The sequence below is a fragment of the Aquimarina sediminis genome (genome assembly GCF_002895435.1).
GTDB classification, from domain to species: Bacteria; Bacteroidota; Bacteroidia; order Flavobacteriales; family Flavobacteriaceae; genus Aquimarina; species Aquimarina sediminis.
The window spans coordinates 42,963-55,349 of record NZ_POYJ01000001.1; the positions used below are offsets into that span (position 1 = coordinate 42,963).

Sequence of the window (12,387 nt, forward strand, 5' to 3'; positions counted from 1 at the left end):
ATACAAAACCTTTTACTTAGTGCAGGCTTTTTTTATATATTAAACTCACATAAATTATGGATAATAACATTGTATTTTTGATAGTTGCTGGAATAGCAGGGCTTGCGATAGGCTTTATCATCGCTAAAGTTCTGGAGCGTAACAAAGCATCAGAAATTATAAGAAGTGCTAAGAAAACTTCTGAAAGCATTTTGAGAGATGCTAAAAGCGAAGGAGAGACTATTAAAAAAGATAAGATACTACAGGCAAAAGAAAGATTTATAGAACTAAAATCAGAACATGAAAAGGTAATCTTGTCTCGTGATAAAAAAATGGCAGAAGCCGAAAAAAGAACTAGAGATAAAGAATCTCAGATTTCTAATGAGCTTTCTAAAGGGAAAAAACTTAATGCAGAATTAGAGAGTAAAATAAAGGAAAGTGATCAGCGAAAAGAATATTTAGAGAAAAAACAAAGCGAACTTAAAAAACTTCATAAAAGTCAGGTACAGCAACTAGAGGTGATATCAGGCTTATCTGCAGAAGAAGCTAGAGAACAACTTGTAGAATCCTTAAAGGCACAAGCAAAAACTGATTCAATGGCATTGATTCAGGATACAATTGAAGAGGCTAAGTTAACAGCTCAGCAAGAAGCAAAAAAGGTTATTATCAATACGATCCAAAGGATAGGAACCGAAGAGGCAATCGAAAATTGTGTTTCTGTCTTCAATATCGAGAGTGATGATGTGAAGGGTAGAATAATTGGTAGAGAAGGAAGGAATATCAGAGCTATTGAAGCCGCTACTGGTGTCGAAATAATTGTAGATGATACTCCTGAAGCGATAATTTTATCTTGTTTTGATTCTGTAAGAAGAGAGGTAGCTCGTTTGTCATTGCATAAGTTGGTTACAGATGGAAGGATTCACCCTGCTCGAATAGAAGAGGTGGTGAGGAAGACAAGAAAACAAATAGATGAAGAAATAATTGAAGTTGGTAAACGTACTGTAATTGATTTGGGGATACATGGTCTGCATCCTGAGTTGATTAAGACTATAGGAAGGATGAAGTATAGGTCTTCTTATGGGCAAAATCTTTTGCAGCATTCTAGAGAAGTTGCCAAATTATGTGGTGTTATGGCTGCAGAATTAGGGTTGAATCCTAAGTTGGCTAAAAGAGCAGGATTACTTCATGATATAGGAAAAGTACCAGATACGGAAACAGAAGTGCCGCATGCTATATTGGGAATGCAATGGGCAGAAAAATATGGAGAAAAACAAGAGGTTTGTAATGCAATAGGAGCCCATCATGATGAAGTAGAAATGACTTCTTTGATATCTCCGATAGTACAGGTTTGTGATGCTATCAGTGGAGCTAGACCAGGAGCTAGACGTCAAGTACTGGATTCATATATACAGCGATTGAAGGATTTAGAAGGTATTGCATTTGGATTTGATGGTGTTAAGAAAGCGTATGCAATACAGGCAGGTAGAGAGCTTAGGGTTATTGTTGAAAGTGAAAAAGTGAATGATGAAAAGGCAGCAAGCCTTTCTTTTGAAATTTCTCAAAAAGTACAAACGGATATGACGTACCCTGGTCAGGTAAAAGTTACTGTGATTAGAGAAACAAGAGCTGTTAATATTGCTAAATAAATAGTTTAATCTATCTTATAGAAAAGCGATAATGGGATAAGTAACAATCAACATTATCGCTTTTTTTTATTTTTTTTAGGGATTGTATTTTTTTATTAGGGCATCTTTCCATTTAAGGGCAGTTTCCATAGTTTCGAATTGAAGGAATTCTTTTCCAAAAAAAGTCTTTTCTACTTTGGTTTGCATTTTTTGCTTAGGGTCTTTGGAGACAACTATGAAGCCAACTAGATTTTTGATTTTTGCTGTTTCTAGGTATATTGTTGGGTTTACTGCATAAGAGTGAATTCGATGTGTAATGTAGATAAAAGGTTTGTTCTTAAAATGTTTTTCTACAATTTGTAGTAGCACATCGTTATGTTCAGGTGAAACTGTCGTACCTTCTTTCATTACTGCTTTTACATAGTCATTATATATTTCTACATAACAAAAAGAGAAATCATAAGAGGTGATCATTATTGGTTTATTGGTTTTTGGGTGTAAGTTTTAAGAGCCGCAATAGTATAAAAAAAGTATTGCTTCTTTAAGCTTATAGTTTTTAAATGTTTACTGAATTACCAGTTATTAGGTGGATTAATATATTATCTTCATTGTTAGTGTGATGGGGCTGATGATGCTCTGCTCTGCTTTTTTAGGGTAATAAAAAAAGCTGTTCCTTTTTTAAAAGGAACAGCTTTTTTTGCTTGTTAAGGCATCTGACTATGATTCAGTAGATTCTTCAGCCTTTTTTATATTGATGGTCAATTCGTCTGCATCTTCATCCAAATCCATAAAAATACTGTCACCTTCTTGTAATTGAGCATTTATAATCTCTTCGGCTAGAGCGTCTTCAATATATTTTTGAATGGCTCTTTTTAATGGTCTGGCGCCGTATTGCTTGTCAAAGCCTTTTTCTGTGATGTAGTCTTTGGCTTTTTCACTTAGGGATAAATCATATCCTAGACCTTTTATTCTGCCATACAGCTTATCAAGTTCGATATCTATAATCTTATGGATGTCCTCTCGTTCTAATGCATTAAATACAATTACGTCGTCAACACGATTTAAGAACTCCGGAGCAAATGCCTTTTTCAAGGCATTTTCTATAATACCTTTGGCATAATCTTCTGCTTGAGTTTTTTTGGCAGAGGTTCCAAAACCAACACCTTGACCAAAATCTTTTAGTTTACGAGCTCCAATATTAGAGGTCATAATGATTATGGCGTTTCTAAAGTCAATTTTACGACCTAGACTATCTGTTAAATACCCATCATCTAGTACTTGTAGCATCATGTTAAAGACATCTGGGTGCGCTTTTTCGATCTCGTCTAAAAGTATAACAGCATAAGGTTTTCTTCTTACTTTTTCGGTAAGTTGTCCTCCTTCTTCATAACCTACATATCCTGGAGGTGCTCCAATAAGTCTTGATACAGCAAATTTTTCCATGTACTCACTCATGTCGATACGGATAAGAGTGTCTTCACTATCAAAAAGTTCTGTTGCCAATACCTTGGCTAATTGTGTTTTTCCAACTCCGGTTTGTCCTAAGAATATAAATGAGCCTATTGGTTTATTAGGGTCTTTAAGTCCTGCTCGATTACGTTGTATAGCTTTGACAACTTTGGCAACAGCTTCATCCTGACCAATTACTTTTCCCATAATTAGATTGGGTAGTTCAGCTAGTTTGTTGCTTTCTGTCTGGGCAATACGGTTAACTGGGATGCCAGTCATCATTGAAACTACATCGGCAACATTGTCTTCGTCAACAGTTTCTTTATGTAATTTGGATTCTTTTTCCCATTGTTCCTGAGCGGTAGCGAGTTCTTTTTCAAGATTTTTTTCATCATCCCTTAATTTTGCTGCTTCCTCGTATTTTTGCTTTTTTACAACGCTATTTTTGAGCTCTCTAACTTCTTCAAGTTTTTTCTCGAGATCAAGAATTTTCTTGGGAACATCTATATTGGTGATATGTACTCTAGATCCAGCTTCATCTAAGGCGTCAATTGCCTTGTCTGGTAAAAACCGATCTGTCATATATCTATTTGTGAGTTTTACACAGGCTTCAATTGCTCCCGGAGTATAGATAACATTGTGATGTTCTTCGTATTTTTCCTTTATGTTATTAAGGATTTCAATTGTTTCTTCAATATTTGTTGGTTCTACAATTACTTTTTGGAAACGTCTTTCTAGAGCGCCATCTTTTTCTATATATTGGCGGTATTCGTCTAGTGTTGTGGCTCCGATGCATTGGATTTCTCCTCTTGCTAGTGCAGGTTTAAACATGTTTGAAGCATCTAAGCTACCAGTGGCGCCTCCAGCTCCAACAATGGTGTGAATTTCATCGATAAAAAGAATAATGTCATCATTCTTTTCCAATTCATTCATGACTGCTTTCATTCGTTCTTCAAATTGACCACGATATTTGGTTCCTGCAACTAAACTTGCTAGGTCAAGAGTAACTACTCTTTTGTCAAATAATATTCGAGAAACTTTTCGCTTTACAATTCTTAAAGCCAGTCCTTCGGCAATTGCAGATTTACCTACTCCAGGTTCACCAATTAACAAAGGGTTATTCTTTTTACGTCTACTTAGTATTTGAGAAACACGTTCTATTTCTTTTGATCGTCCAACAACAGGGTCGAGTTTACCTTCTTCGGCCATGACTGTTAGATCACGTCCAAAGTTATCTAAAACTGGTGTTTTGGATTTTTTTCCGGCTTTACTTCCTCCACTTGGTGAGTTAAACGGGTTCTCTTTAGAAGAATCACCTGTCAAATCATCATCTTCAGAAAAAGATTCTGCTTTTGGGTGATCCATATATTCATCTTCGTTGGCTATCATAAACTTAAATTGGTCTTTAACGTTATCGTAATCAACTTTTAAACGATTTAAAAGCTTTGTAGTTGGGTCGTTTTCATTTCTTAAAATACATAGTAAAAGGTGAGCTGTATTAATAGAGGAGCTTTGGAATAGTTTTGCTTCCAAAAAAGTAGTTTTTAATGCTCTTTCTGCTTGCCTTGTTAAATGTAGATTTTTTTTCTCATTAGTGGCGACCGCTATGCTGGGATTCGCCGGACTAAGAATCTCAACTTTTCTCCTTAGATTCGTTAGATCAATATCCAACGCATCCAGAATACTAATTGCTTTTCCACTTCCATCACGTAGTAATCCTAACATAAGATGTTCTGTACCAATAAAGTCATGCCCTAGTCTAAGGGCTTCTTCTTTACTGTATGCAATAACATCTTTGACTCTAGGTGAAAAATTATCATCCATAATAATTATTATCTTTCTTTTTCTTTATAACTAAAATAGTAATTTTTAGAATTACATTGACAAAAATTATTCCTTTTTTAATCGAGAAAGAATATATGTATTTTTGACAGTAGGATATTTTGTCTAGTAATTTTAACTTTTCAAAAAACATTGGTTAATGATACAGTGTCATTATTGATGCTTTTTTACTTCAATATGGTAAATAGACAAAAAAAGCTTTAATAATCAAAACCTAATATTACAGACTTATTAACTATATATATGCTTTGAATTGTTAATAAATTACGTATATTACATAGAGAATAAGCTGTTAAAACCGTCTTAATTTGCTTAAATTAGCGCGTTTAATTAATCAATTTTAGAATAAAATAATTTTTATGGCTGAAGGAGAAAAGCTTATACCTATCAATATAGAAGATGAGATGAAGTCTGCATACATTGATTACTCAATGTCAGTAATAGTATCTCGGGCGCTACCAGATGTTAGGGATGGTCTTAAACCTGTACATAGACGTGTTTTGTACGGTATGTATGAATTAGGGGTTAAGGCAAATAGCGCTCATAAGAAATCTGCAAGAATTGTAGGAGAAGTACTTGGTAAGTATCACCCGCATGGTGATACCTCAGTGTATGATACTATGGTTCGTATGGCTCAAGAATGGAGTTTGAGATATATGTTAGTCGATGGTCAGGGTAACTTCGGTTCTGTAGATGGGGATAGTCCAGCTGCAATGCGTTATACAGAAGCAAGAATGCGCAAGATATCTGAGGATATGTTGGCAGATATAGAAAAAGAAACTGTAGATCATACATTCAACTTTGATGATACTTTGCAGGAACCTACAGTATTGCCAACCAGAGTTCCTGGATTATTAATTAATGGAGCGTCTGGTATTGCGGTAGGTATGGCTACTAATATGCCGCCTCATAATTTGAGTGAAGTTGTAGATGGTACTGTAGCGTATATTGAGAACAATGATATTGAAATTGATGAGCTTATACAATATATTAAGGCGCCTGACTTTCCTACAGGAGGAACAATATATGGATATGATGGAGTAAGAGAGGCGTTTAAAACTGGTAGAGGTAGAGTTGTAATACGTGCCAAAGCAAGTTTTGAGGAAGTTAATGGTAGAGAATGTATTATTGTTAGCGAAATTCCTTATCAGGTGAATAAGGCAGATATGATTAAAAAAACTGCCGATCTTGTAAATGACAAGAAAATTGATGGAATTTCTACAATACGTGATGAGTCTGATAGAAAAGGGATGCGTATTGTATATGTATTAAAGCGAGATGCTATACCAAACATTGTTTTAAATCTTTTATATAAGTATACAGCATTACAATCTTCTTTTAGTGTAAATAATATTGCACTTGTTAATGGTAGACCGCAGTTGTTGAATGTTAAAGAAATGATTCATCATTTTGTAGAACATAGACACGAAGTAGTTGTTCGCCGTACGAAGTATGAATTAAGAAAGGCAGAAGAAAGAGCTCATATATTAGAAGGTTTAATTATTGCTTCTGATAATATCGATGAAGTGATAGCGCTGATTCGTTCTTCATCTAATGCAGATGAAGCTCGTGAAAAATTGATAAAAAGATTCGAACTTTCTGAGATACAGGCAAAAGCAATCGTAGAAATGCGTTTGAGACAGCTTACAGGTCTGGAACAGGATAAGTTGCGTGCAGAGTATGATGAATTGATGAAGACTATCGAAGATCTTAAGGATATCTTAGATAAGAAGGAACGAAGAATGGAAATCATCAAAGAAGAACTTCAAGAAGTTAAAGATAAATATGGAGATGAGCGCCGTTCGCAAATAGAATATGCCGGAGGAGATTTGAGTATTGAGGATATGATCCCTGATGAAAAAGTTGTAATTACGATTTCGCATGCTGGATATATAAAAAGAACATCTCTTAATGAATATAAAAAGCAGAATAGAGGAGGAGTTGGTCAAAAAGGTAGTACTACACGAAATGAGGACTTTTTAGAGCACTTGTTTGTGGGTACTAATCATCAATATATGCTTTTCTTTACTCAAAAAGGGAAATGTTTCTGGATGAGAGTATATGAAATACCTGAAGGTAGTAAGACCTCTAAAGGTAGAGCAATTCAGAATTTGATTAATATTCATAATGATGATAAAGTAAAAGCATTTATTTGTACTCAGGATCTTAAAGATGAGGAATATATCAATTCTCATTATGTCATTATGGCAACGAAAAAAGGTCAGGTCAAAAAGACATCTTTAGAACAGTATTCGAGACCAAGAACAAATGGTATAAATGCTATTACTATAAAGGATAATGATGAACTTCTTGAAGCTAAACTAACAGATGGAAAAAGCCAAGTAATGCTGGCAGTAAAATCTGGTAAAGCTATTCGATTTGAAGAAGAGAAGACTAGACCAATGGGTCGCGGAGCTTCGGGAGTAAGAGGGATACGATTGGCAGATGATAAGGATGAAGTAATAGGAATGGTAGCCGTAAACGAAATGGATAGTAATATTCTTGTTGTTTCAGAAAATGGATATGGAAAGCGTTCTAAATTAGAGGATTATAGGGTAACTAATCGAGGAGGTAAAGGAGTTAAGACAATTTCTGTTACTGATAAAACAGGAAGCTTGGTAGCTATTAAAAATGTGACCGATCTGGATGATCTTATGATTATCAATAAATCCGGAATTGCGATTCGATTGGCTGTCGAAGATCTACGCGTTATGGGACGCGCAACACAAGGTGTTCGCCTTATTAATTTAAAAGGTAAAGATTCTATTGCGGCTGTAGCAAAAGTTATGCATGATGAAGATGATATTGATCAGGATGAGAATATTGAGGATGTTGAAGCATCTAATGTAGATCCTGATACCGCCACTGATGGCACGAATATTGATAATGAAACCAAACAATAATTAAAATACAATAAAAAAACTAAGTAATGAAGACTAAATTTATCGTGGTACTGTTTTTAGCTGTAAGTGCTGTAGGATTTTCTCAAAAACAGGAATTAAAATCTGCACAGAAGGCTCTTAAGTCTGGTAATATGGATGCGGCTAGTGAGGCATTAAAGTCTGCCGAAGGCTTATTAGATGCAGCTGATGAAAAAATGAAAGCGCAGTATTATTTTCTTAAAGGTCAGGTTTTAGCTTCTTCTGCAGGAGATTCTTTAGAAAAAATTGAAGGAGCGGCCAATGCTTATATGAAAACAGTTGAAATAGAAAAAGCTGGAGGAGGTTCTAAGTATGGTGCAAATGCAACTCAAAAATTACAATTATTACGCCAGTCTTTGATTGAAAATGCAATTAAAGATCAGAATGTAAAAAACTATAAGGGTGCTTCTGAAAAACTGTATTTAGGGTACAAAACAAATAAAGCTGATACTACTTACTTGTATTATGCTGCGGGTAATGCTGTTAATGGAAAGCATTATGACGAAGCTCTAAAATACTATAGTGAATTAAAAGAACTTGGATTTAGCGGTGTACAAGAAGAATTTGTTGCTACTAATAAAGAGACAGGAAAAGTTGAAGTTTTTGATTCAAAACAAACAAGAGATCTTTCTGTAAAATCTGGATCTTATATCAAACCATTAGCACGTAAGTCTGAATCTAGAAAGGGTGAAATAGCAAAGAACATCGCTTTAATTTATATGAGCCAAGGAAAAGATGAAGAAGCTATAGCGGCAATAGAAGATGCAAAAAAGGAAAATCCGGAGGATTCTACCTTAATGCAGGCAGAAGCAGATCTTCATTACAAATTGGGTAATGTAGCAAAGTATAAGGAGATAATGGAAAAAATCGTTGCAAACGATCCAGAAAACCCTGATTTATTATATAATTTAGGTGTTAGTGCATCTCGTCTTGGAGATAATGAGCAGGCACTTGGATATTATAAGAAATCATTAGAGCTAAGACCAGATTATGCATCTGCTCAAATTAATATTGCTTCAATTCTTTTAGGAGGAGAAACTAAAATTGTTGATGAAATGAATGGTTTAGGAACATCTTCAAAAGATAATGCTAGATATGAAGAGTTAAAGCAAAAAAGAGAAGATTTATATAAAAGTGCAGTTCCTTATCTTGAAGGTGCTTTAAAAAACCAGCCCGACAATGTTGAAGCTGTGCGTACTTTAATGAATATATTCTATCAGCTTGATGATCCTAAAGCGGATAAAATGAAGAATAAGCTAAAAGCTTTAGAAGGAGGTAACTAGTATCTAAGCTTACAGCAATCATAAAAAAAACCGGAATAGTACTCTATTCCGGTTTTTTTATACCCTTCCTTTAGAGTTTTTACTATGATTTTTAGATTATTCCTCATTTCTATTAGGTTAAGAAGTACCACATATAGTGTACCTGGATTACGTTACTGGTTAATCATAGCGACTCAATTTTGTGAAGACTCTTTTTTAGATACGAGTAGATATAGATCGTAGTGTACTTAGTAATTATCATAATGTAAAAGAGACTGCTTAGAAAAACAGTCTCTTTTAAAATATTGTACTTCAAGTGAATCTAAACTATGCAGGTAGATTACAAGCTCTTTTTTTTTGTTGTAGTAACCTTATCTGAGTTCTGCTCCCAACTTACTTTCAAAATTATGTTGTAACTTATTCATAATTTTGTCTATTTGCTTATCCGTAAGTGTTTTCTTTTCATCTTGTAGTGTAAAACTTACTGCATATGATTTTTTTCCACTAGGTAAATTAGCTCCTTGATAAACATCAAAAAGATTAATGCCTTTTAGAAGCTGCTTTTCGGTTTGTTTTGCTATTGTATGAATTTCTTCAAATTTCACAGAGTCGTCCAGTAGAAGAGCAAAATCTCGTCGTACCTCAGGAAACTTTGGTATATCTGTATACTTGATTTTGTTATACTTGATATATTCTAATATAGTGTCCCAATTAAAATCGGCATACAATACTTCTTGGGATATGGAAAAATGCTTTAACACGGACTTTTTTACAATTCCAAAATCTACTAATGCAGCCTTACCAATACTTAGCGAAAGACCTTCCGCAAATAAATCATTTGATATAGGCGATGTTTTTAGTTTAGTTAGTCCAAGGCGTTCTAGAACAGAGGATACAATACCTTTTAGATAAAAGAAATTACTTGGGTTTGTTTTTACATTCCAAGTTTCTTTTGATCGGTTTCCTGTGATAAGAATACTTAGGTGTTTATTTTCGATTCTACCACTTTCGTAACTATGGTATGTTTTTCCAAACTCATATAATTTGAGGTCAGTACGTTTTCTGTTGCTGTTATATGATATAGCTTCTAAACCAGAAAAAAGCATAGATTGTCTCATAACAGCCAGATCATTGCTTAACGGGTTGAGCATTTCTATATTATTTTGCTCATTTAATTGTTCACTAAGGTTAATATATTCTGGAGTAGTAAGTGAGTTGGCTAGCATCTCATTAAACCCTTGACCTACTAATTGATTTGATATAGTATTTTGCACATTATGATCAGCAAATTTATCAATATTAGAGATTGAGGCATTTAATTTTTGCGTAAAACCAATATTGTTGTAGCCATAGACACGAAGTATTTCTTCAATAACATCGGCTTCTCTTTGTACATCATTTCTATATGCCGGGATAGTAAGACCTATTCCTATTTCTGTTACACTATTTATTTTAATATCTAATGAAGTAAGGATACGTTTAATTGTTTCTTGAGGAAGTTCTTCACCTATTAATTTTGTGGCATTTTCAAAAGATAAGAATACTTGAAAATCTTCAATCTTCTTCGGGTATAAATCTAAAATCTCACTGGATATATTTCCTCCTGCGAGATCTTGTATTAATAAAGCTGCTCTTTTTAATGCATATTCTGTAATATTAGGATCTATACCACGCTCAAATCTAAAAGATGCATCTGTATTTAAGCCATGTCTCTTTGCGGTTTTACGAATGCTCACAGGGTTAAAATACGCACTTTCTAAGAAAATTGAAGTTGTGGTTTCTGTTACACCAGAATTTACTCCTCCAAAAACACCTGCAATACAAAGTGGTTTTACTGCATCACAGATCATAAGGTCTTCTTCGTGTAGTGTTCTTTCTACCTCATCAAGAGTAGTAAAAGTTGTACCCGCTTCAACAGTCTTTACTTCAATCTTACTCCCTTCTATATAATGAGCATCAAAAGCATGTAGAGGTTGCCCCAATTCATGTAAAACATAATTAGTAACATCTACAACATTGTTTTTTGGAGTAATTCCAATCGCTTTTAGCCTGTGTTGTAACCAAGCTGGAGATTCTTTAACTTTAATATCCGATATAGTAACTCCACAATATCTAGGTGCCAGATCTGCATTCTTTACTTCGATATCAATTTTGTTTAACCGGTTTTCAACTCTAAAACTACTCACTGAAGGAGTGATGAGTTCCAAATTGAGATCTTGTTGTTGCAATCCTGCTTTAAGATCACGTGCTGTACCCCAATGACTCATCGCATCTGCGCGATTAGGGGTAAGTCCTATTTCAAATACTTGGTCATTTTCGATATCAAATATTTCTGCTGCCTTTGTTCCTACAGAGAAATCAGAGTTTAGAACCATAATCCCATCATGGCTTTTTCCTAATCCAAGCTCATCTTCTGCGCAGATCATTCCATGGCTTTCTTCGCCTCTAATTTTACCTTTTTTTATAACCCATTCTTTCCCGTTTTCGTCATATAGTTTTGTGCCAATAGTTGCAACAGGGACTTTTTGCCCGGCAGCAACATTAGGAGCACCACAAACAATCTGAACAGGTTCGCCATTGCCCAAATCTACCCGGGTAACTTTTAACTTGTCAGCGTTAGGGTGTTTTTCACAAGAGAGGACCTGTCCAACAACAACACCTTCTAATCCCCCTTTTACACTTTGATAGGACTCTATTCCCTCAATCTCCAAACCTAAATCCGTAAGGAGCTCTCCTGTTTTTTCTGCATCCCAATCGAGATTAATAAATTGCTTCAGCCAGTTGTATGAAATCTTCATTTGTGATCATTCTAAATTCAGTTGGTAAAGATAATATATTGGGTAGAGGATACAAACTAGAACGATCTTATCTTCGTAAAAAAGGCTGGCAGGGATAGCATTTGTCAAAAAGGCAATATATGAAATCCAAGATAAAACAAAACATCTTTTTTAAACAAAAGTGCTTATATAGAGGAGGTTAAAATCGATATGTTAAATAAAAAATGTATATTTATTTATCATACAAAAATTAACTAAAAAATTATGAAAACACTTACCAAACTTATTGCGGTTGCCTTTCTTTTTGTAATCGTTTCCTGCACAGATAAGAAGAAAGAGGCAGAAGAAACCAAAGTAATTGTAGAAAAAATAGAGGCTGTAGAGTCAGAACTAGAACAAATCTCGGAAGAGGTAGAAACCAAAGTCGAAGAATTAGAAGATTCTTTAGAGGATTTGGACAGTATATAGAATTTTTATTTGAATTGAATAAACCTTCACATTCTAAATCATTATTAACTAAAAAAAACACCAA

7 protein-coding genes are annotated in these 12,387 nt (G+C 34.4%); 4 read left to right on the forward strand and 3 right to left on the reverse strand.

Features of this window, described 5'->3' with window-relative positions; genetic code table 11:
- Nucleotides 1-56: 56 nt before the first annotated feature.
- Nucleotides 57-1,625, forward strand: a complete 1,569-nt coding sequence (gene rny / locus C1X07_RS00225; RefSeq protein WP_103067966.1) for a ribonuclease Y — start codon at nt 57-59, stop codon at nt 1,623-1,625.
- Between the two features lie 75 nt (nt 1,626-1,700).
- Here rny and C1X07_RS00230 read toward each other — a convergent pair whose 3' ends face one another.
- Together C1X07_RS00230 and C1X07_RS00235 are read right to left on the reverse strand one after the other, a co-directional pair.
- The gene (locus C1X07_RS00230) at nt 1,701-2,078 is read right to left on the reverse strand and encodes a hypothetical protein (RefSeq protein ID WP_103067967.1); all 378 of its coding nucleotides are present in this window, start codon (nt 2,076-2,078) and stop codon (nt 1,701-1,703) included.
- Nucleotides 2,079-2,321: 243 nt separating this feature from the next.
- Nucleotides 2,322-4,877, reverse strand: a complete 2,556-nt coding sequence (locus C1X07_RS00235; RefSeq protein ID WP_103067968.1) for an ATP-dependent Clp protease ATP-binding subunit — start codon at nt 4,875-4,877, stop codon at nt 2,322-2,324.
- A gap of 377 nt (nt 4,878-5,254) precedes the next feature.
- Here C1X07_RS00235 and gyrA point away from each other — a divergent pair, with 377 nt between their 5' ends.
- A complete protein-coding gene (gene gyrA, locus C1X07_RS00240) occupies nt 5,255-7,798 on the forward strand; it encodes a DNA gyrase subunit A (protein ID WP_103067969.1) in 2,544 nt (847 codons plus the stop codon).
- Nucleotides 7,799-7,824: 26 nt separating this feature from the next.
- The gene (locus C1X07_RS00245; RefSeq protein ID WP_103067970.1) at nt 7,825-9,099 is read left to right on the forward strand and encodes a tetratricopeptide repeat protein; all 1,275 of its coding nucleotides are present in this window, start codon (nt 7,825-7,827) and stop codon (nt 9,097-9,099) included.
- 350 nt (nt 9,100-9,449) lie between these two features.
- Here the strand turns inward: C1X07_RS00245 and pheT are convergent, their stop codons facing one another.
- Nucleotides 9,450-11,876, reverse strand: coding sequence for a phenylalanine--tRNA ligase subunit beta (pheT, locus tag C1X07_RS00250; RefSeq protein WP_103067971.1), 2,427 nt, complete (start codon nt 11,874-11,876; stop codon nt 9,450-9,452).
- Between the two features lie 243 nt (nt 11,877-12,119).
- Here pheT and C1X07_RS00255 point away from each other — a divergent pair, with 243 nt between their 5' ends.
- The gene (locus C1X07_RS00255) at nt 12,120-12,323 is read left to right on the forward strand and encodes a hypothetical protein (protein WP_103067972.1); all 204 of its coding nucleotides are present in this window, start codon (nt 12,120-12,122) and stop codon (nt 12,321-12,323) included.
- The last annotated feature ends 64 nt before the right edge of the window (nt 12,324-12,387 follow it).

Coding starts and splice junctions, on each gene's coding strand:
- C1X07_RS00245 (WP_103067970.1), top strand. CDS start 7,825: ATGAAGACTAAATTTATCGTGGTACTGTTTTTAGCTGTAAGTGCTGTA.
- C1X07_RS00235 (WP_103067968.1), bottom strand. CDS start 4,877: ATGGATGATAATTTTTCACCTAGAGTCAAAGATGTTATTGCATACAGT.
- C1X07_RS00230 (WP_103067967.1), bottom strand. CDS start 2,078: ATGATCACCTCTTATGATTTCTCTTTTTGTTATGTAGAAATATATAAT.
- rny (WP_103067966.1), top strand. CDS start 57: ATGGATAATAACATTGTATTTTTGATAGTTGCTGGAATAGCAGGGCTT.
- gyrA (WP_103067969.1), top strand. CDS start 5,255: ATGGCTGAAGGAGAAAAGCTTATACCTATCAATATAGAAGATGAGATG.
- C1X07_RS00255 (WP_103067972.1), top strand. CDS start 12,120: ATGAAAACACTTACCAAACTTATTGCGGTTGCCTTTCTTTTTGTAATC.
- pheT (WP_103067971.1), bottom strand. CDS start 11,876: ATGAAGATTTCATACAACTGGCTGAAGCAATTTATTAATCTCGATTGG.